The sequence below is a fragment of the Microbulbifer elongatus genome, from assembly GCF_021165935.1.
Taxonomy (GTDB): domain Bacteria; phylum Pseudomonadota; class Gammaproteobacteria; order Pseudomonadales; family Cellvibrionaceae; genus Microbulbifer; species Microbulbifer elongatus.
In genome coordinates, this window is sequence record NZ_CP088953.1 from 474,082 (window position 1) to 494,154 (window position 20,073).

Annotated in this window: 16 protein-coding genes and 1 pseudogene; 3 read left to right on the top strand and 14 right to left on the bottom strand. The window is 59.7% G+C overall.

Features of this window, described 5'->3' with window-relative positions; all coding sequences use genetic code 11:
- Positions 1-22: 22 nt before the first annotated feature.
- Together LRR79_RS01840 and LRR79_RS01845 are read left to right on the top strand one after the other, a co-directional pair.
- On the top strand, positions 23-1,219 hold the full coding sequence (locus LRR79_RS01840) for a lytic polysaccharide monooxygenase (RefSeq protein WP_231758733.1): 1,197 nt from the start codon (positions 23-25) through the stop codon (positions 1,217-1,219).
- Between the two features lie 163 nt (positions 1,220-1,382).
- A pseudogene (locus LRR79_RS01845) lies at positions 1,383-2,686 on the top strand (IS4 family transposase).
- A 38-nt stretch (positions 2,687-2,724) separates the two neighbouring features.
- Here LRR79_RS01845 and LRR79_RS01850 read toward each other — a convergent pair.
- A complete protein-coding gene (locus LRR79_RS01850) occupies positions 2,725-3,921 on the bottom strand; it encodes a multidrug effflux MFS transporter (protein WP_231758734.1) in 1,197 nt (398 codons plus the stop codon).
- 164 nt (positions 3,922-4,085) lie between these two features.
- Here LRR79_RS01850 and LRR79_RS01855 point away from each other — a divergent pair, with 164 nt between their 5' ends.
- Positions 4,086-5,114 carry a succinylglutamate desuccinylase/aspartoacylase family protein gene (locus LRR79_RS01855; RefSeq protein ID WP_231758735.1) on the top strand — a complete coding sequence of 343 codons (1,029 nt, stop codon included), beginning with the start codon at positions 4,086-4,088 and terminating at the stop codon, positions 5,112-5,114.
- Positions 5,115-5,308: 194 nt separating this feature from the next.
- Here LRR79_RS01855 and LRR79_RS01860 read toward each other — a convergent pair whose 3' ends face one another.
- The 13 genes from LRR79_RS01860 to tsaE form a co-directional block, all read right to left on the bottom strand.
- Positions 5,309-6,535: a lytic murein transglycosylase gene (locus LRR79_RS01860; protein WP_231758736.1), complete on the bottom strand. Its 1,227-nt coding sequence runs from the start codon at positions 6,533-6,535 to the stop codon at positions 5,309-5,311.
- A 168-nt stretch (positions 6,536-6,703) separates the two neighbouring features.
- Positions 6,704-7,372, bottom strand: a complete 669-nt coding sequence (gene trhA, locus LRR79_RS01865) for a PAQR family membrane homeostasis protein TrhA (protein ID WP_231758737.1) — start codon at positions 7,370-7,372, stop codon at positions 6,704-6,706.
- A gap of 173 nt (positions 7,373-7,545) precedes the next feature.
- On the bottom strand, positions 7,546-8,868 hold the full coding sequence (locus tag LRR79_RS01870; RefSeq protein ID WP_231758738.1) for an adenylosuccinate synthase: 1,323 nt from the start codon (positions 8,866-8,868) through the stop codon (positions 7,546-7,548).
- A gap of 132 nt (positions 8,869-9,000) precedes the next feature.
- Positions 9,001-10,191 carry an ATP phosphoribosyltransferase regulatory subunit gene (locus tag LRR79_RS01875; protein ID WP_231758739.1) on the bottom strand — a complete coding sequence of 397 codons (1,191 nt, stop codon included), beginning with the start codon at positions 10,189-10,191 and terminating at the stop codon, positions 9,001-9,003.
- A 64-nt stretch (positions 10,192-10,255) separates the two neighbouring features.
- Positions 10,256-10,441: a DUF2065 domain-containing protein gene (locus LRR79_RS01880; RefSeq protein WP_231758740.1), complete on the bottom strand. Its 186-nt coding sequence runs from the start codon at positions 10,439-10,441 to the stop codon at positions 10,256-10,258.
- 279 nt (positions 10,442-10,720) lie between these two features.
- Positions 10,721-11,596 (bottom strand): protease modulator HflC, encoded by an 876-nt coding sequence (hflC, locus tag LRR79_RS01885; protein ID WP_231758741.1) that lies wholly within the window; start codon positions 11,594-11,596, stop codon positions 10,721-10,723.
- 11 nt (positions 11,597-11,607) lie between these two features.
- Positions 11,608-12,759 (bottom strand): FtsH protease activity modulator HflK, encoded by a 1,152-nt coding sequence (hflK, locus tag LRR79_RS01890; RefSeq protein ID WP_231758742.1) that lies wholly within the window; start codon positions 12,757-12,759, stop codon positions 11,608-11,610.
- Between the two features lie 111 nt (positions 12,760-12,870).
- On the bottom strand, positions 12,871-14,208 hold the full coding sequence (gene hflX, locus LRR79_RS01895) for a ribosome rescue GTPase HflX (RefSeq protein ID WP_231758743.1): 1,338 nt from the start codon (positions 14,206-14,208) through the stop codon (positions 12,871-12,873).
- A 190-nt stretch (positions 14,209-14,398) separates the two neighbouring features.
- The gene (hfq, locus tag LRR79_RS01900) at positions 14,399-14,686 is read right to left on the bottom strand and encodes an RNA chaperone Hfq (protein WP_043319697.1); all 288 of its coding nucleotides are present in this window, start codon (positions 14,684-14,686) and stop codon (positions 14,399-14,401) included.
- Between the two features lie 181 nt (positions 14,687-14,867).
- On the bottom strand, positions 14,868-15,791 hold the full coding sequence (miaA, locus tag LRR79_RS01905; RefSeq protein ID WP_231759963.1) for a tRNA (adenosine(37)-N6)-dimethylallyltransferase MiaA: 924 nt from the start codon (positions 15,789-15,791) through the stop codon (positions 14,868-14,870).
- 43 nt (positions 15,792-15,834) lie between these two features.
- The gene (gene mutL, locus LRR79_RS01910; RefSeq protein ID WP_231758744.1) at positions 15,835-17,742 is read right to left on the bottom strand and encodes a DNA mismatch repair endonuclease MutL; all 1,908 of its coding nucleotides are present in this window, start codon (positions 17,740-17,742) and stop codon (positions 15,835-15,837) included.
- A 423-nt stretch (positions 17,743-18,165) separates the two neighbouring features.
- A complete protein-coding gene (locus tag LRR79_RS01915; protein ID WP_231758745.1) occupies positions 18,166-19,503 on the bottom strand; it encodes an N-acetylmuramoyl-L-alanine amidase in 1,338 nt (445 codons plus the stop codon).
- A gap of 61 nt (positions 19,504-19,564) precedes the next feature.
- Positions 19,565-20,062, bottom strand: coding sequence for a tRNA (adenosine(37)-N6)-threonylcarbamoyltransferase complex ATPase subunit type 1 TsaE (tsaE, locus tag LRR79_RS01920; protein WP_231758746.1), 498 nt, complete (start codon positions 20,060-20,062; stop codon positions 19,565-19,567).
- Positions 20,063-20,073: the final 11 nt, after the last annotated feature.

The following is a 20,073-nucleotide window of genomic DNA, read 5'->3' on the forward strand; positions in this document are numbered from 1 at the left end:
ACAATAATTTCAGGAACTGGCAATGAATCACACCACCCGTAAGGGCCTTGCACCACTGGCACTGGCCCTGGGCGCTCTGCCCGCGATCGACGCCCACAGCCACGGCACCATGGAGGTGCCGGAAAGTCGTATCTACAACTGTTTTCTCAATAACCCCGAGAGCCCTTCCGACCCCGCCTGCGCCGCCGCCAAAGCCGTGGGCGGCACTCAGCCATTTTACGATTGGAATGAAATCAACCAGGCCAATGCCGCCGGCAACCACCGGGCCCTGGTACCAGACGGCGAGCTCTGCGCCGGTGGGCGCGACAAATACGCGGGTATGAACCTGGCCCGCAGCGACTGGCAGGCAACACCGATTACCCCCAAGGCGGACGGGACTTTTGATTTTGTTTTCTGGGGCACCGCACCCCACGCCACCGATGCGTGGGTCTTCTACATCACCCGCAACGGCTATACCGGCAACGAGCCCCTAAAGTGGGATGACCTGTTCGAGTTCTGCCGCCTGGGCAACGTGCCCGTAGGTGCGGACAAACGCTACACCCTCAACTGCCCCCTGCCCCAGCTCACCGGTAAACACGTGATCTACACCACCTGGCAGCGCTCCGACAGCCCGGAAGCCTTCTATACCTGCACCGACGTCATTCTTGGCGATGGCGGTACGCCCAGTCAGTGGGCGGATGAGGGCGCACTACAGGCCTATTCCGATCTCGCTGCCGGCAGTGTGGTTACCCTGCGACTGTTCAATGCCAATGGCAATGATCTGGAAACCATCGGCTACACCCTGGAACAGGACGCGTCTGCCGCAGACTGGGCCTTGGCATTCGCCAACGCGATCAACAGCCAGTCCCAGTATGCCCGCATCGGCGTGCTCGATCCGGTGAATGACACCGTCAGCCCGATTGCCAGCGCCTCAGAAAACCGGGTTTATACCCAGGCGGATCTCAACCTGAGCCACGAGGTGGATATTCAGCCTGCAGATAATGGCGGCGATCCAGGCAATGGAGATGGCGGCGGTGATACAGGCGGAGACGGTTACGACTACACCTACCCCGATGGGATTGGTAATTATGTTCCCGGTGAAACCGTGGTGCTCGGCAGTGACAACAACCGCTATCACTGCCGCCCTTTCCCCCAGGGGCAGTGGTGCAATATCAACAGTGCTTATCACTACGCACCGGGCACGGGTACCAACTGGGAGGGTGCCTGGATCAAGCTCTGAATGAGAGCTTATAAAGCAGGCGCTACGCCTGAAAGCAAAACGCCCGGCAGTGCCGTAATGCTGTTCACTTAAGCATTGCAGCCTAAGGTGGGGCCCCGGAAAAGCCGGTTTCCAGATCAGGAAACCGGATTTTTTTGTGTCTCTTCAGCAGTCTCTCTTCGATATTGATGCCCTCCAGTCCTTCTGTGACCTGAGTACCTTCACCCAGAACATTCCCGTTGAATGGGTGGATTCCGCTCTGCAGTTATCCTCGCAAGCCACTATTCGCCGCCGTCGACTTCCCGCCGATCAGGTACTCTGGCTCGTGCTGGGCATGGCCCTGTTCAGGAATGAACCGGTCTCAGAAGTTGCCCGCAGGCTCAATATCTGTGCTCAGGGGCTCGCGAACGATAGCCTGTTGGCGCCAAGCGGGGTATCAAAGGCGCGACAGCGTCTTGGTGCTAACCCCGTTCAGTGGCTATTTCAACGTACCGGGGTGCACTGGGGACATGAGCGTTACCCCGAAGATGAATGGCGAGGATTGCAAGTTCTCGCTGTCGATGGCGCGCTGTTGCGCACTCAAGATACTCCTGAGCTGCGAGATCATTTTGGCTCCGGTAACACGAGCACAAACCGGCAAACTCCGTACCCTCTTATGCGCCTGGTTGCTCTAATGAACGTACGTTCACATGTACTTCTGAATGCAGAGCTAAGCCCTTACCGACGCAGCGAAATACGCCTGGCCGATGAGTTTATGAATCAGGTGCCGGAAGCCTCCGTAACCCTGTTTGATAAGGGTTTTTGGAGTGCAGACCTTTTGCTGCGGTGGGCGGATCAGAACACGCAACGCCACTGGCTGATCCCCGAGCGCAAAGGCCTGGTCAGTGAGACAGTGGAGGTCTACAACAAAAATGATCGACTACTGCGAATGAAGGTCTCCCCCAGGCTCGGAAGCGCAATCCGGCCCTTCCCGAGTACTGGGAAGTTCGAGCAGTGAGCTACAAGCATAATGGCAAAAACAAAACGGTATTTACCTCGCTACCGGCAGATACTTATGGCACTAAAGCCGTTGCGAAGCTCTACCAAGAGCGCTGGGAAATCGAAATCGGCTTCCGTGACATCAAAAGTTCCATGCAGCACAACGCCGTCACCCTACGTAGCAAGACCGTGGAACTGGTTTATCAGGAAGTGTGGGGGCTACTGTTGGCGTACAACGTGATACGTCGAGAGGCAAGCCAGGCAGCGGTCGCTCACGGGGGAAACCCAGCCAGGATACGCTTTAAGTTCGCATGCCAGTATATTGCTGCGCAGCTGATTGTCATGGCCGCGGCTCAGCCATTATCAAGGACTGGAGCGCGCTTATCGGAGCTTAGGGCGGGGATTGGGAACCTGTTTTTAGAGGACCGTCCTCGGCCTTCTAGGCCGAGGACGGTAAAGATCAGCAAAACCCGCTATCCGGTGAATCGTCGTGCTGCTCCGCTTAAGTGAACAGCATTACGGCAGTGCCGGGCGTTTTGCTTTCTACTTCAGGTCGCCATCGAGTGAGGCGACTGGCGCAAGGTGAACATAAACAATAGCGCCGCAATACCACCACAGGTGGCAATGGCGGCGACCAGGGTTAGGGGGCTTCCGTCAAACACCGCACTGACAATGCCGATTGCCACTGCGCCCAGCATCATCTGCATGGTGCCGCCAAGGGCCGCTGCAGTGCCCGCAATGGGGCCGTGATCATCCAGCGACAGCACCATGGTGGTGGGCACTACCAGTCCGAGAAAGGCATTGGCAATCAACAGCAGCACCACCAGCACAACAAAATCATCGATTCCCGCAAGATTCAGCATCAGGTTCAGGGCAGCCGCCAGGGAAAAACCGGTCACCGCCCATTTCACCACCGCCACACCACCAAAACGCTCACACAGATTCGCGGCAAACTGGCTGGCCACAAAAAATCCCAGGGCATTCAGTGCAAAGGCCAGACTGAATTGCGTCGGTGTCAGTCCGTAGTAATCCGTATATAAAAACGCGGCAATCGACAGGAAGGAGAAAAAGCTCGCCATGCCCATACCACCAATCAGGGTCATCCCCATAAAGGTGGAATCGCGGAATAGCACTTTGAACGCATCGAACATGGCGCGGAGTTTGAGTGGCACCCGATTCACGGCGGGCAGTGTTTCCGGCAGGGCAAAACGGATCAGCAACAGGCTCACCACCGTCGCCGCGGCCACCGCGTAAAATACCGAGGGCCAGCCGAAGGGTGCCATCAACAGACTACCTGCGAGCGGCGCCAGCATGGGAGAGATGGAAATCACCAGCATTACCGTGGTCATCAGGCGCGTCGCCTCGGTTCCGGTGTAGCGATCGCGGATGATCGCCCGCGGAATCGACATTACCGACGCCGCGCCAACCCCCTGCACAAAACGCATACCGATCAGCCACTCGATGGTAGGCGCCAGCGCGCAGCCAATGGAGGCAAACAGAAACAGCACCAACCCGAAATACAGCGGTCGTTTGCGCCCGAACATATCCGCGGCGGGACCATAAAACAGCTGGCAGACGCCAAACGCAATAAAAAAAGAAATCAGCGTGTACTGGGACATAGCCGCCGGCACACCGAAATCTTCCGCCATCGCCGGCATCGCTGGCAGATACATATCGATGGCAAAAGGCCCCACACAACTGAGCAGGCCCAGGATGAGCGCCATCTTCAAAAAATCAGGTTTCATAAATATCGATATCCGGAATATTTGCCGGACTACCGCTCGCCCGATCCCAGGCTGATTCTAACAGTCCTCAGAGGCAGTCCAAGCCCAAATAGTCACTGACTTCCACTGTTCACAAAGTCACAACTACAATAACCGCAAGTCACAATTACATGAAACCAGACTCTATGTCCCAATCAGCCCAAGAGCCATTCACCATTGCCGGCGTCACTATCGCCCGCGGTGAAACAAAAAAAATTGAGCTCCCCATCGTGCGACTCTACACCGACACCGAAATGGCCATTCCGGTCTACGTACACCGCGGCAAAAAGCCCGGCCCCACCATGTTTGTCAGCGCCGCTATCCACGGGGACGAACTGAACGGCATCGAAATCATCAGCCGCCTCATCAACAGCAAAGCACTCAAGTCGCTGCGCGGCACTCTGATCGCCGTACCTGTGGTCAATGTCTACGGCGTCCTCCACCAGTCCCGCTACCTGCCCGACCGCCGCGACCTCAACCGTTCCTTCCCCGGTTCCGCCCGCGGCTCCCTCGCCGCCCGGATGGCGCATATCTTCCTCGAAGAAATCGTCGCCAAATGTGAGTACGGCATCGACCTGCATACCGGCGCCATCCACCGCAGCAACCTCCCCCAGATCCGCGCCAACCTCGACGACCCCAAAACCCGCGAAATGGCCGCCGCCTTCGGCGTCCCCGTACTGCTCAATGCCACCCTGCGCGACGGCTCTCTCCGCCAGGCCGCCGCCGATCTCGGTGTACGCATACTTTTATACGAAGCCGGCGAAGCCCTGCGCTTCGACGAACTCTGCATCCGCGCCGGCGTGCGCGGCGTACTCAACGTCATGCGCAAACTGGAAATGATCCCGGTCAAAAAAGGCCGCCGCGGTATTGAACCCTTTATCGCCCGCCGCAGCGGCTGGCTGCGTGCCGGCGACAGCGGCATCGTCAACCACAAAAAACAGCTGGGGGACCATGTAGAAAAAGGCGAACTCCTCGCTACCATTGCCGACCTGTATGGCAACGAGCTGGACCAGGTTTTGGCAGACGCCGACGGCATCATTATTGGAAAGCAGAATATTCCGCTGGTGCAGGAAGGTGAGGCGATGTACCACGTGGCATATTTTCAGGAGCCGAATGAGGTGCTGGAGAATCTGGAGTTGTTGCAGGACAGCTTGCTGCCAGAAGAAAACTTCTGAAAATCTTATCTAACGAAGTAACACTGCAAAAATCGAAGGGCGGGTGCCGGGTGCAGGTTTTCAGGAGCGTCGCAAACAGGATGTTTGCGCCGCAGCGCCCAGGGATGGGTTCACAGCGGTCCTGAAAACCTGCACCCGGTGCCTGCCCGCCACAAAAGGTCGAACAGAGCACCAAAGGCTACGAAGCAAAATACTTATTGCTTACGCAGAAGCTCCAAAACCTCTTTGCTCGGAAAGCCCTGTAACTCAACCCCGGCCTCTTCCTCAAACTTTAAAATCGCCTTGCGAGTACCACTGCCGGCCTTGCCGTCGATCTCACCGTCGTAGAAACCCTTCTCTTTCAGCTTGGTCTGCAGCTCCATTACCTCGTCGGCTTCCAGTTTCGTAAACGGACGTTTCCAGTCTTTGGTCAGCGGCTCAGCACCGCCAATCTGGTCCGCCAGAATACCCACCGCCGCCGCATAACGATCCGAATTGTTATAGCGTTTGATGACAAAGAAATTCTTCAGCATCAGAAACGCCGGCCCCTTGCGCCCCGCCGGCACCTTCAGCTCCGCCACATCATCCGGACGCGGAAACGACTGTCCACGCACCCGCTTCACACCCAGCTTCTCCCACTCCGAAATCTTCAACTTACCTCCAGGCAACTTGCGCTCCGGAATCGTCACCTCATAACCCCAGGTCTGCCCGCTCACCCAGCCATTCTTCTTCAGCAGATTGGCCGCCGTCGCCAGCGCATCCGGCACCGAATTCCAGATATCGCGCTTACCGTCGCCATCCATATCCACCGCATAGGCCTGGTAGCTGGTGGGAATAAACTGCGTGTGCCCCATGGCACCCGCCCAGGAACCGGTCAGATGACTCTCATCGATATCACCACTTTGCAGAATCTTCAGCGCCGCCAGCAGCTGACTGGTACCGAACTTTTTGCGCTTCGGATCCGCATAGGCCAGTGTGGCCAGCGACCGAACCACACTGCGCATCACCTTCTTGTTGTCCAGTATCGCGCCAAAGCTCGATTCCATAGACCAGATCGCCAGCAGAATATTCGGGTTTACCCCAGACTGCTTCTCAATTTTGTCCAGCCACGGCTTCAGCTCCTTCTTTTTCGCCTTACCGCGCTGCACTGCGTACTTGGTGATGCGATTGTCGAAATATTGCCACGCCGGCGCTTTGAATTCCGGCTGGAAGCTCGCCTTGTCCAGCACCCACTGGTCCGGGGAATCGATACCCTTGAAGGCGCGATCAAAGGTTTCCGCGGTGATGCCCTCTCTCATGGCCTTCGCGCGGAACTCTTTCTTCCACTGCTCAAAACCCGGATCAGCCGCGGCGCCCGCCAACAGAGGTAGCGCGCAGAGAAGTACAAACAGCATGGAAACGAAACCGGTACGACGCACCGGGGAAAAGGCAACCTGGCCCATAACAGCTCCTTGGCAAATAACAGCTCGCACAAGGGTAGAACGGAAGGCAGGCAACGGAAAGGGAGGATTGACGCCAGTCACTCAGGCTGTGACTGGCCCGACACTATATTCCACGCGCTGAGAGCTCAGCGCGATACGCTGAAGGCTCCAATCAACCAAAGGAAACGGCTAGCGCGCCGGAGGAATTACGTAAAACAGCACCGCAAAGAAATGCAGCACACCGCCCGCCAGCACAAACAGGTGCCAGATGGCATGGTGGAAACGCAGACTGCGCCACAGATAGAACGCGATGCCACCGGTATAGCAAAGACCACCGAGCACCAGCAGTAACAGACCGCCCGGGGCCAGATTATCCATCAGCGGTTTGATCGCCGCGATCACCACCCAGCCCATCAGGGCGCTCAGAGTAATCGACAGGGCGCGGATTTTTTTCAGCGGAGTGAACTGAATAATCAGTCCCAGTAGCGCCAGCCCCCAGATCACACCAAACAGAGACCATCCCCAGGGCCCGCGCAGGGTGACCAGGGTAAATGGCGTGTAGGTGCCCGCGATCAACAGAAAGATCGCCGAGTGGTCTACGGTGCGCAGCACCTGCTTGGCGGTGGGATGGGTGACACTGTGATACAGGGTGGAGGCGGAGAAACACAGAATCAGCGTAGCGGCATAGATGCTGCTGCTGACGATATGCCAGGCGTCGCCGCGCAACGCAGCAAAGGCGCACAATACTCCCAGGCCGGCAATGGCCAGAATGGCACCCACCCCATGGGTAATGCTGTTGGCGATCTCTTCGGCAAAGCTGTAGCGAGTGGCGACCTTTGCGGTCAGGCTGTTGGACATGGCGCTTACCCGTGGTGCAGTTTCCGTGGATCAGGTTTGCCTGCCAGTATGGCAGAAAATTGTGACTGCAAATTGAAATACAGTCTCATGATCAGGAAATGTGCGCCGGGAGGCAAGCGCTGTTTGAGACCGGCGGGTACCGCCGGTCTCGGCAGGGTATCGGCAGCGGCGGATTACACGCTGGCGTTGTGAATCCCCATTTCACACAGGGCGGAAGATTCGCGCACGATGGTCTGCACGCGGTCCGGACCGGTGGAGATGATATCGATGGGCGCACCAACCAGCTCTTCGATGCGGGCAATATAGTTACGCGCCGCCTGGGGCAGCTCGGCTTCGCGGGCCACGCCGAAGGTGGTCTCGCTCCATCCGGGCATGGATTCGTACACCGGCTCCACACCTTCCCAGCCTGCGGCATCGAAGGGCACCGGCACATCTTCACCGGCACTGTTGCGGTAGCCCACGCAGATCTTCACTTCGTCCAGGCCATCCAGCACGTCCAGCTTGGTCAGACACAGGCCGGAGATGCTGTTGATACGGATGGCGTGGCGCACCGCCACGGCATCGAACCAGCCGGTGCGGCGCTGACGACCGGTGGTGGCGCCGAACTCGTGGCCCTTCTCACCCAGGTGACGGCCCACTTCGCAGCCCAGCTCGGTGGGGAAAGGACCGCCGCCCACGCGGGTGGTGTAGGCCTTGGTGATACCCAGTACGTAGTCGAGGTACAGGGGGCCAAAACCGGAACCGGTGGCGGTGCCGCCGGCGGTGGTGTTGGAGGACGTCACAAACGGATAGGTACCGTGGTCGATATCCAGTAGGGAGCCCTGGGCACCCTCGAACAGGATGTGCTCGCCGTTTTCGCGAGCGTTGTGCAGGATATCTGCCACATCCGCAATCATCGGCACCAGATCCTTGCGCCAGGTTTCCGCCAGCTTGAGGGTCTCCTCATAGCTCACCGGATCCGCCTTGTAGTACTGGGTCAGGGCGAAGTTGTGGTACTCGAGCAGTTCTTTCAACTGGGCACAGAAGTTGTCCCAGTTACACAGGTCGCCGAGGCGCAGGCCGCGACGGGCCACCTTGTCTTCGTAGGCGGGGCCGATACCGCGGCCGGTGGTGCCGATGGCATTTTTACCACGGGCCTTTTCACGGGCCTGGTCCAGAGCCACGTGCACCGGCAGGATCAGCGGGCACGCCGGAGACAGACGCAGGCGCTTGCGCACAGGGACGCCGGCGGCCTCCAGTTCGCCCATCTCTTTTTCCAGGGCTTCCGGAGACAGCACCACACCGTTGCCGATCAGGCAGGTTACGTCCGGGCGCAGAACGCCGGAGGGGATCAGGTGCAGTACGGTCTTTTCACCATTGATCACCAGGGTGTGGCCGGCGTTGTGACCGCCCTGAAAGCGGACGACCAGTGCGACTTTCTCGGTCAGCAGATCGACAATCTTGCCTTTGCCTTCGTCGCCCCACTGGGTGCCCAGCACCACTACGTTCTTGCCCATGTGTGTAAATCTCGTGTCGTCAGTTCAACGTTAGACGGGCGGAAGGAAATTGTTGGCCGCGCCCGTCCAGCGGCCAACCGTGCAATCTAGTTACTGCCGTACAAAATCCGGCTCAATCGGATAGCTTAGGGTTCAGCCCCGCGCTTTCACCACCCACTGGTCGCCTTCGCGCACCAGTTCGCGATCGCAACGTGCCAGGGTCTCGGTATCAGCGCTGCCCTCACCGGGCATGGCGCTGATCACGATCTCGCCCTCGGCACGCAGACTGCCAATCCGCTGCCACAACTGCTCACAGTCGCTGGCGGGGGCCAGAATCGCACCGGCTTCGCCACTGTCGTTCTGGCCCAGGGTGTTGATGGCCACCAGGTCGGTACTGAAACCGGTGGCTGCACGGTCGCGACCGAATACGGCGCCAATACCGTTGTATCGACCACCGTTGGCCAACGCCTGGCCGTGGCCCGGTGAATAGGCGGCAAATACCAGCCCGGTTTCGTAGTCGTAACCGCGCATTTCACCGAGGTCAAAAAACAGTTCTACCTGCGGGTAGCGGCGCGCGATGGCATCCGCCACCTGCTGCAATTCTTCCAGCGCATTGACCAGTGCGTTGGGGCCCTCGGCAAACAGTTCACTGGCGCGAGTCAGGCATTCGCTGCCCCCGGCGAGACGCGGCAGGCTGCGCAGCCACTTGGCCGCCTGCGGGTCTTCAATATTCGCCTCCACCCAGCGCTCGATATCCGCGACCGCCTTGCTCTGCAGCAGCGCCGTCAATGCACTCTGCTGGTCGGAGTCGAGCTGCGCGGCTTGGGCGAGGCTGCGGAAAATGGCCACATGGCCAAGATCCAGGTGAATCTCCCGAATACCCGCGGTGCGCAGTGTCTCCACCATCAGGCTGATGACTTCGATATCCCCCTGCAGACTCTCCACACCGTAGAGCTCGGCACCGATCTGGATGGGCGCGCGCGGGCCCATGGGCGCTCGCGGGCGGGTGTAAAGCACCTGGCCGGCATAACACAGGCGGTTGGCACCGCTTCTGGGAAAACTATGGGAGTCGATACGCGCAGCCTGGGGGGTAATATCCGCGCGAATGCCGAGACTGCGCCCGGACAACTGGTCGGTCACCCGGAAGGTACTCAGGTCCACATCGCGGCCCATGCCGATCAGCAGGGAGTCGGTGAATTCCACCATGGGCGGAATGATCATCTCGTAACCCCAGCGGTGGTACAGGTCCAGCAGATCTCTGCGCAGTGTTTCCACCCGCTTGGCGTCCGCGGGCAAAATCTCGGCGATGCCATCCGGTAGCATCCAGCGTTCGGCTTGGGTCATGATGTGGGCGTTCGACAGTTAACGGTGCGGCCTTGTAGGCCGGAAGAATTCTCAGTCCTGGAAATCAGCCAAAGAGCATCAGCAGGGCTGTACCGGCGAGCATGGAGACCAGCCCCGCCGTGCGCAGGCTGCGATTATCCACAGATGCCAGCTGCTGCACCAGTGCGCGCCAGCGCTTGGGGTAGAGAAAAGGCAATATGCCTTCGATGATCAGTACCAGGCCAATGGCCCGGATCAGCTCGTCCCACACGGTAACGGCTCCAGCAGCGTTCCAATAAACCGGCCGGCACAAAAAAACCGGGCGCCGGCCCGGTTTCGAGGATTTTACCACTATTTTGGCAAGGTGTGGCCACTAGAACTGGCTGATCGGACTACTTCGGCCGAAGCGAAGGTGTCGATGACGGGGACAAGCTTGCGAAACCTTCACCGCCATGGATGGCGGTGCAGAGCCCCCAGGGATGGGTTCACGGCGTGTTTCGCAAGCTTGTACCCGTCAGCGGCACCGCCACTGTGGTCACAACAAAGTCCACTACTTGCCAGATGGATCCTTCAGATAACGGAAGAACTCGCTGTCCGGCTCCACCAGCAGCATGTCGCTCTTGTCCTTGAAGGACTCCTTGTAGGCAGTCAGGCTGCGGGAGAAGCGGTAGAACTCCGGATTCTTGCTGTAGGCTTCCGCGTAGATCTTGGCCGCTTCCGCGTCACCAGCACCACGCAGCTCCTCCGCCTTGCGATAGGCTTCCGACTCGATCACCACCTTCTGGCGATCCGCATTGGCGCGGATGCGCTCACTGGCTTCCTGACCTTTCGCACGGTGGTCCCGGGCTTCCAGTTCCCGGCCGGCCCGCATACGCTGGAACACCGACTCGGACACTTCCGGCGGCAGGTCGATGCGTTTTACACGCACGTCCACGATCTCTACCCCCAGATCTTTCTGCGCGGTCTGGTTCAGATTTCGCGTGATATCGCCCATCAGCTCATCGCGCTCGCCACTGACCACCTCGTGCAGATCACGCACACCGAACTGGTTACGCAGGCGGTTGTTGATCTGTTCCGCCAGCAGGCGTACCGCATTGCGCTCGTCCCCGCGGGTAGCGACGTAGAAGCGGCCCACGTCGAAGATGCGGAACTTCGCGTAGGAGTCCACCATCATGAACTTGTTTTCGCTGTTCAGCATCCGCACCGGTTGCGAATCCACGGTCTGGATACGGGCATCGAACTTGCGCAGCTCGTTCACCAGTGGAATCTTGAAATACAGACCCGGCTTATAGTCCGTGCGCACCACTTCACCGAAGCGCAGTAATACGGCCTTCTCGGTTTCTTTTACCACAAACGCACTACTGGAAACCGCGAGCACGGCCAGCAGCACGAGGGCGATAACAAAAAGAGATTTGTTGCTATTCATGGTTTCTCTCCTTATCGCACTTCGCGGCTGCGGCGGCTATTGGCCACTTCGGCGCGCAACTGGTTGATCACCCGCTGGGAGATCTCGTCGATCACCTGGGGAGAGATTTGCGGACGTTGACCGGCATTGGTGGCACTGCCTTCAGTCAGCTTATCCAGAGGCAGGTACATCATGTTGTTACCCCCCTCGACATCCACCATTACCTTGGAGGTGTTTTGCATCACCTCCTGTACAGCGTCCAGATACATACGTTCCCGCGTCACTGCCGGCGCACGCTCAAACTCGGTCAGCAGCGCGGTAAAGCGCGCCGCTTCACCGCGGGCGCTTTCCACCACACGGGACTTATAGGCTTCGGCTTCCTCGATCATGCGCTGAGCCTGACCGCGAGCCACCGGAATCACCTGGTTGGCGTAGGCCTGGGCTTCGTTCTGCAGACGCACCTCATCTTCGCGCGCACGCACCACATCATCAAACGCGTCCTGCACTTCCCGCGGTGCCTTGGCATCGGTGAGGTTGACCACGTCGACGCGGATACCGGTTTTGTACAGGTCGAGGTAGTCCTGCAGGCGCGCCTGCGTATCAGCGGCCACCTGAGTACGATTCTGGGAAATCACCCCGTTCAGAGTCTGCGAGCCCACCACGTGGCGCAGGGCGCTGTCCGTGGCCTCCTGCAGACTTTTCAGCGGGTCCGCCACCCGCAGTACAAAGGACTCGGCGTCGTCGATATGCCACTGCACCTGCAATACCACGTCGACAATACTGGCGTCCTCGGTGAGCATCTGGCCGTTGGTGCGCTCGGTACGCACCTCGGTCATATTCACCTTGGTGACGTGGTCGATCAACGGCGGGTTCCAGTGCAGACCGGCGGTTTCGGTGCCGTGGTATTTACCCAGGCGCAGTACCACCGCAGATTCGTTTGCATCCACCTGATAGAAACCCCACAGGCCGTACACCACAGCGAGTACGATCAGTACCAGTGACCAGGGGAAGCTGGCACTGCCACCGGGACGACCGTCGTCCCCGGAAGGTTTGCCGCCGAACAGGCCGTTCAGCTTCTGCTGCATCTTACGCAGCACTTCATCCAGATCCGGCGGGCCATCGTTGTTGCGATTGCCGCCGCCCCATGGGTCTTTGTTATTACCACCCGGTTCGTTCCAGGCCATTGATCAACTCCAACTCTGCAATTTATTAATCATTAGCTGACGCAAATTCTAGCATTGATTGCCGAAGACCTAGCATTGAATAGCAAGGCCGCGCCAAGCAGCGGATTTCATTCAGTCCACTTCCCAGTCTTCTGGCTTGGGCTCATCTTCCGGCTTCTCCGGCAGCCACTGGGGTGGGTTCGACACCTCGCGGAACGGTGCCATCAGGCGCTGCAATTCCGCACGGGGCAGCAGCACCTTTAACTCTAAGTCGCCATTGTCGCGGTAGCTTTCCTCCTGCACCGCGTTCCCTTCAAACAGCTGTGCACGCAGGCGCGCATGTTGCGGCGGGATGACAATGGCACCACTGACCATCTGCTCGCCAATGCGCTCGGCGATGGCTTCTACCAGCAGGTCACAACCGGCACCCGTGGCGGCGGATAGCCACACGGCCCGCGGCACCCCCTGATCATCGCGATCAATGCGCGGTTCGGCGTCCGCCAGTAAGTCCAGTTTGTTGTACACCAGCAAATGGGGCAAATCCGCCGCGCCAATTTCCTCGAGTACTGTCTGAACCTCTTCGATCAGATGCAACCGATTTTCAGCGGCAGCGTCCACCACGTGTAACAACAGGGTGGCATTGGCCGCTTCTTCCAGGGTGGCGCGGAAGGCTTCCACCAGGCGGTGCGGCAGGTGAGATACGAACCCCACGGTGTCGGCGAGAATCATCGCGCCGACATTCGGCAGCTCCACCCGGCGCATGGTCGGGTCCAGGGTCGCAAACAGCTGATCCTGCACGTAGACCTCCGCATCTGTGATGCGGTTAAACAGGGTCGACTTACCGGCGTTGGTGTAACCCACCAGGGAGACGGTAGCGACTTCTGCCCGGGAGCGCGCGCGACGGCCCTGGTCGCGCTGGCGGCGCACCTTGTCCAGGCGCTTTTCGATGGAGTCGATACGTGCGCGCAGCAATCGGCGGTCGGTTTCCAGCTGGGTTTCACCGGGGCCGCGCAGACCGATACCGCCTTTCTGGCGTTCGAGGTGGGTCCAGCCGCGCACCAGGCGAGTGGACATATGACGCAACTGCGCCAGTTCCACCTGCAGCTTACCTTCGTGGGTACGCGCGCGCTGGGCGAAGATATCCAGAATCAGGCCGGTGCGGTCGAGCACCCGACATTTGAGCTCGCGCTCGATATTGCGCTCCTGACTGGGCGACAGAGTGTGATCGAAAATTACCAGCGCGGCATCGTGCTTGGTGACCGTCTCACGGATTTCTTCCAGCTTGCCGCGACCGACAAAGGTTTTGGGATCAGGAGTGGCGCGCTGGCCAAAAATAAACGCCACCGGGTCGGCACCGGCAGATAATGCCAGCTCTTCAAACTCCCGAGGGTCGTCGGGACTGTCGATGGCAGAAAGCTCCAGATGTACCAGCACAGCCAGCTCTCCGGATTCCGGGCGATCAAAAAACAAGGATTATTCTCTTGGGATCAATAGTTGGGCCCGCACAAACTGATGAATGCACCGGCGCCGAACAACAGACGCCCCGGGCGAGCCGGGGCGCTGAATACAACGTTACGCAATTTTGCGGGATGACAGGCACTGTAGCCGACGCCGCGGACAGCGGCGCTCTGCAGAACATTGCATCACAGCAGACGACGATTTAGCCGCCGAAGCTGTCGCGCTCACCGCCCTCAGGGGCACCACCTTCACCGCCCTGGCCGGCCGGGTTCATCAGCGGCACACGCACGGCGCGGGAGGGAACAACGGTGGAAATTGCATGTTTGTAAACCATCTGGCTTACGGTATTTTTCAACAGTACGACAAACTGGTCGAAAGATTCGATCTGGCCCTGCAGCTTGATGCCGTTCACCAGATAGATAGAAACCGGGATACGCTCTTTACGCAAAACGTTCAGGTAAGGGTCTTGTAAGCTGTGCCCTTTTGACATCTTTGTTCTCCTTGCCAAAAGATAAATCGCCAGATGACGCACGATCGCGCCCGCGAATCCCGCGGACTGAAGAAACGGCCATGGTAATGAGGCGTATAAAAAAGAGCCAAAAATTAACGAGGCTCTGTGAATAACTGACTGAAATGGGACGGATACACCGGCCCACTCACGTTATGGCTGCTCAACCGAGAAATTTCAAGGCCTCTGGCAACATTTCATCGATTTTGCGGACTTTACCGCCAGGCTCCTGTGCACCGATCCGATTCAAGTCGGGCCAGCGCCGCAGCCAGGTCAGCTGGCGCTTGGCCAACTGACGGGTAGCGGCCACTCCCGCCGCCACCATTTCATCGTACTCTGTGTCGCCGTCCAGGTACTCCCATACCTGGCGGTAACCCACCGCGCGAATCGCCGGCAGGTCTTTGTGCAGATCGCCGCGGGCGCGCAGTGCTTTCACCTCGTCGATAAAGCCGTTTTCCAGCATGCGTCCGAAGCGCTCGGCGATGCGCCGGTGCAGGATACTGCGATCCTCCGGCACTATGGCCAGCTGCTGCACATCAAAGTGCGCCACCGGCGAGGTGTCCTCCTGTTCCGCACGCAGCTGGGTCATGGTCTTGCCGCTGAGGTGATACACCTCAAGGGCGCGCTCGATGCGCACCGAGTGATTCGGGTGCAACTCGGCGGCCAGCTCCGGATCCACCTGCTGCAATTCCGCGTGCAGTGCGGGCCAGCCCTCACGGGCGGCGCGCGCTTCAATCTCCGCGCGAAACGCCGGGTCCGCCTCCGGCATCTCTGCCATGCCCTGCAATAGAGCCTTGAAATAGAGCATGGTTCCGCCCACCAGCAGCGGAATCTTTCCGCGCCCGCTGATTTCCTCCATCGCCGCCAGCGCATCGCTGCGAAAGCGACCGGCAGAATAGCGCTCGGCGGGATCGCAGATATCGATCAGCCGGTGAGGGTAACGGGCCAATTCTTCCGGCGTGGGCTTGGCGGAGCCGATATCCAGCCCCCGGTACACCAGCGCGGAGTCCACACTGATCAGCTCCACCGGCAACTGATCACTGATCGCCATGGCCAGATCGGTCTTGCCGGAGGCGGTAGGCCCCATCAGAAATATGGCGCGGGGGCGGCCTTCAGCCGAAGGATTCAACTTACTGACCTCGCAAAAACCACTTGTCCATATCTCCCAACTTGATTTGGGTCCAGGTCGGACGGCCGTGATTGCATTGGCCGCTGCGCTCGGTGCGTTCCATATCCCGCAACAGGCCGTTCATTTCCGGAATGGTGAGTTTACGATTGGCGCGCACGGAACCGTGACAGGCCATGGTAGAGAGAATCTCGTTGATCTGGTTGCCGATGCGGTCGCTGCTGCCTTCCGCCAGCAGATCGCTGAGCACATCCCGCACCAGCTGTTCCACCGGTGCACCGTGCAGCATGGTGGGCACCTGGCGCACCATCAGGGTTTCCGGGCCCGCGCGCTGCAGCACAAAACCCAGCGCAGTGAACACTTCCTCACGTTCTTCAAAGCAGTCCGCCTCGCGCTCGCTTACCGCCAGACCCACCGGCACCAGCAGTGGCTGCGCCTGAATACCACCGGCGGCGTGGGCGGTTTTCATCTGCTCGTAGACAATGCGCTCGTGGGCCGCGTGCATATCCACCACCACCATGCCGTGTTCATTCTGGGACAGAATATAGATGCCATGGAGCTGGGCGATGGCGAAACCGAGTGGCGGTGTTTCACTATCAGACTCTGCAGGCAACTGTTGCGACCAGGCACCTGCGGCTGGGGCCGTTACCGGCGCTTCCTGCACACCGCCTTCGAACGGCTTGTGCAGCTCACCGTAACCCTGCATCTGTTGCTGAATACGCTGCGGCGACGTTTGCTGGCCGTATTGCTGGCCATGGTTTTGCCCGGCAAACCCGCCCGCTTGCGGAGCAGGCTGGGATGGCGCCGAGGATAATGGCATCCGCTCCTGCCCGGAAAACACTCCCGCGGCCACGCCAGTTACCTGCGGCGCAGCCACCGGCGCCTCTCCCTCTTCCCGCGCGCCCGGGCGCACATCCGCCAGCGCCCGGTGCAGGGAGCCGAACAGGAAATCGTGTACCAGACGGCTGTCGCGGAAGCGCACTTCGTGTTTGGTGGGGTGCACGTTCACATCCACCGAGGCGGGGTCCAGCTCCAGGTACAGCACAAACGCCGGATGGCGCCCGTGGTACAGCACATCGGCAAACGCCCGGCGCACCGCGTGGCTCACTACCCGGTCGCGGATTGCGCGGCCGTTGACATAGAAAAACTGCAGGTCCGCCTGGGAACGCGAAAACGCGGGCTCCGCCACCCACCCCCACAGGCGCAGGCCACTGCGCTCCATTTCGATGTGCAGCGCATTCTGCATAAACGCCGGACCACACAACTGCGCAACCCGCCGCTCCATTTCCGCACGGCTGGTACCGCCGCGCAGGTTGTGCACGCCCTTGCCGTTGTGGCGCAAACTGATGGAGACGTCGAAGCGGGAAAGCGCAAGGCGTTTGATGGTCTCGTCGACGCGATTGAATTCGGTTTTTTCGGTGCGCAAAAATTTGCGGCGTGCGGGGGTGTTAAAAAACAGATCCCGTACTTCCACGGTGGTGCCGCGGGGATGGGCCGCTGGCGCCAGCTGGGTTTCCATCTCGCGCCCCTCTGCGGACACTACCCAGCCTTTGCCGGTTTCGTCGCGGCTGCTGGTCATGGTGAGCCGGGCGACGGAGGAGATACTGGCGAGCGCTTCGCCACGGAACCCCAGTGTGGCGACGGCTTCGAGGTCTTCCAGTGCGTGGATTTTGGAGGTCGCGTGGCGGGCCAGGGCCAGATGCAGGTCCTCTTTCTCAATCCCCTTGCCGTTGTCCCGCACCATGATGCGCTTGGTGCCGCCCGCATCCAGATCTACTTCCAGGCGGGTGGCACCGGCGTCGAGGCTGTTTTCCAGCAACTCTTTAATCACCGACGCGGGGCGCTCCACCACCTCACCGGCGGCGATCTGGTTGGCAAGTCGAGGGGAGAGTAATTGGATATTTTCTGGCATTGGATCTGGAACTGGGCTTTGAATTTACTGTGTGCCGCCCTCGCGGGGTTCTTTAAATAGCGGTGGCGCCAGAGCACCGGGTACTAGTTTTTGGAACCGCTGTGAACCCATCCATGGGCGCTGCGGCGGCGACGTCCTGTCGCCGACGCTTCCAAAAACTAGTACCCGGCACTCCGGCTTAACTTCTGACTACGAAGCTACGTCAGGAGCTATGACGCTGTCTTACCACCAACCTCCAATGCGAAGGCAGGATGCCGGGGATGGGTTTTCAAAAGCGTCGCAAACAGGATGTTTGCGCCGCAGCGCCCAGGGATGGATTCACAGGGGGGCGCCTAGCTCGGTTTTGAAAACCCATACCCGGCAGCCTGACGCCACCGCAGTCAGATTCCAACCCCGCGGAGCTGCAGCAGGGGGCCACGGAGGTCAACCCGGAGGAATAGTCAGTGTCTGCCCCACCCGAATCATGGAAGTCCGCATCCCGTTGGCCTTTTTCAGGTCCGCAACAGAAATGTTGTAGCGAGCGGCAATGCCCGACAGGGTATCACCTCGGGAAATCGTATGCTTGCGGTCTATGCGGTCAGCATTGGCCGCCAGCCAGCTGCCCGCCGGAGGGCGGGAAGTGAAATGGGCCACGATGCCCTCGCTGAGCTTTTCCGCCATGCGCCGCTGGAACATCGGGTCGCGCAAACGGCGAGCCTCCTGAGGGTTGGTGATAAAACCGGTCTCCACCAGAATCGACGGCACATCCGGATTGCGCAGCACCGAGAAGTTCGCCTGCTCCACCTTTTTCTTGTGCAGATGGGTAAAACTGCCCAGGGAGCTCAACACACTGGTGCCGATATCCAGGCTCGCATTCATGGTCGCCGTCATCGCCAGATCCAGCAGCACCCCCGCCAGGGTATCGTCCTTATCACTCAGGCTCAGATCCCCCGCACCACCAATCAGATCCGACTCGTTCTCCCGCTGAGCGAGAAAACGTGCGGTTTCACTGGTGGCGCCGCGGGAGGAAACCGCATACACACCCGCACCGCGGGCATCTTTACGGGTGAAGGCATCCGCGTGAATGGACACAAACAGATCGGCGCGCATCTGGCGTCCTTTCTTCACCCGTTCGCGCAGAGGAATGTAGTAGTCGCCGGTGCGCACCAGCTTGGCGGAAAAGCCCGGCTTGCTGTCGATGGATTTCTGCAGGTATTTGGAGATCGCCAGCACCACATCTTTCTCCCGCAGCCCACCAGGGCCCAGTGCACCGGGGTCTTCACCGCCGTGGCCGGCGTCAATGGCGATTACGATGTCTTTTTTGCCGCTGACCTGTACCTGCTCAATGGTTTTTTCTTCCACCTTGTCGCGGTCGTGCAGGTCGATCACCAGACGGTCCGGCAGGGCTTCGTGGCGGCGCAGGGCGAAGCTGCGGGGATTGACCGGCTGCTTCAGGTCCAGCACCACGCGCAGGTCGCGCTTGTTTTTGGTGGCGTGGCGCACGCCGGCGATGGGCGTGTCCGCCAGAGGCAGGTTATCCACAGCGGAGGAAAGGCTGGCACCGCTCACGTCGATCACCACCCGATCCGGGTTCTTCAGTGTGAACAGCTTGTGCTCTGCGGGGCCATCCAGGTCAAACACCAGGCGGGTGTGGTCCGGGGCGCGCCACAGGCGCACGCCCTCCACTTCCGCGCTGGAGACCGGCAGTGCCAGCAGCATCGCCAGCAGCGCGAGGAAAATAAAATACGGCTTGTGTCCCACCGGCAACCCTGCTCCGATCATTATTATTGCCCTGTCCATCGTTTGCGCGCCTAAGGTTCTGATCTGTAAAGCGCTCGCCCTGTCAGTCCTCGGTAAACTCGATGCCGTTCAGCAGCGTGGCTCCCGAGTCGCTCACCGCACTCAATTTTAGCGCGCGCCCGGTGTCCTGCAGCTGAATCTCGATGTGCAGATCCGGCGGCGGCAAGACCCCGGCACCGCGCTCCGACCACTCCACCAGGCTCAGGCTGCCGGGGCCAAAATAATCCCGCACCCCCATATATTCCAGCTCTTCCGCATCACCCAGTCGATACAGGTCGAAGTGGTAGACCCGCTCTGTGGAAAACTCGTAGGGCTCCACCAGAGTGTACGTCGGACTTTTTACCGCACCGCGATGGCCAAATGCGCGTAACACGCCGCGGCTGAACGTGGTTTTGCCCGCGCCCAGCTGGCCGCCGAGAAAAAATACCAGCCCCTCGGCCAACCCCGTCTTCAGGCACGCCTGCCCCAGGGCCTCGCCGGCGGCGACGGTGGCCGCCTCGTCGGCCAGGTACAGCGTTTTTTCCACAGGCTGCTCGCTCACTGTTGCACCTC

Coding starts and splice junctions, on each gene's coding strand:
- LRR79_RS01840 (WP_231758733.1), top strand. CDS start 23: ATGAATCACACCACCCGTAAGGGCCTTGCACCACTGGCACTGGCCCTG.
- LRR79_RS01850 (WP_231758734.1), bottom strand. CDS start 3,921: ATGAAACCTGATTTTTTGAAGATGGCGCTCATCCTGGGCCTGCTCAGT.
- LRR79_RS01855 (WP_231758735.1), top strand. CDS start 4,086: ATGTCCCAATCAGCCCAAGAGCCATTCACCATTGCCGGCGTCACTATC.
- LRR79_RS01860 (WP_231758736.1), bottom strand. CDS start 6,535: ATGGGCCAGGTTGCCTTTTCCCCGGTGCGTCGTACCGGTTTCGTTTCC.
- trhA (WP_231758737.1), bottom strand. CDS start 7,372: ATGTCCAACAGCCTGACCGCAAAGGTCGCCACTCGCTACAGCTTTGCC.
- LRR79_RS01870 (WP_231758738.1), bottom strand. CDS start 8,868: ATGGGCAAGAACGTAGTGGTGCTGGGCACCCAGTGGGGCGACGAAGGC.
- LRR79_RS01875 (WP_231758739.1), bottom strand. CDS start 10,191: ATGACCCAAGCCGAACGCTGGATGCTACCGGATGGCATCGCCGAGATT.
- hflC (WP_231758741.1), bottom strand. CDS start 11,596: ATGAATAGCAACAAATCTCTTTTTGTTATCGCCCTCGTGCTGCTGGCC.
- hflK (WP_231758742.1), bottom strand. CDS start 12,759: ATGGCCTGGAACGAACCGGGTGGTAATAACAAAGACCCATGGGGCGGC.
- hfq (WP_043319697.1), bottom strand. CDS start 14,686: ATGTCAAAAGGGCACAGCTTACAAGACCCTTACCTGAACGTTTTGCGT.
- miaA (WP_231759963.1), bottom strand. CDS start 15,791: ATGGGGCCTACCGCCTCCGGCAAGACCGATCTGGCCATGGCGATCAGT.
- mutL (WP_231758744.1), bottom strand. CDS start 17,742: ATGCCAGAAAATATCCAATTACTCTCCCCTCGACTTGCCAACCAGATC.
- LRR79_RS01915 (WP_231758745.1), bottom strand. CDS start 19,503: ATGATCGGAGCAGGGTTGCCGGTGGGACACAAGCCGTATTTTATTTTC.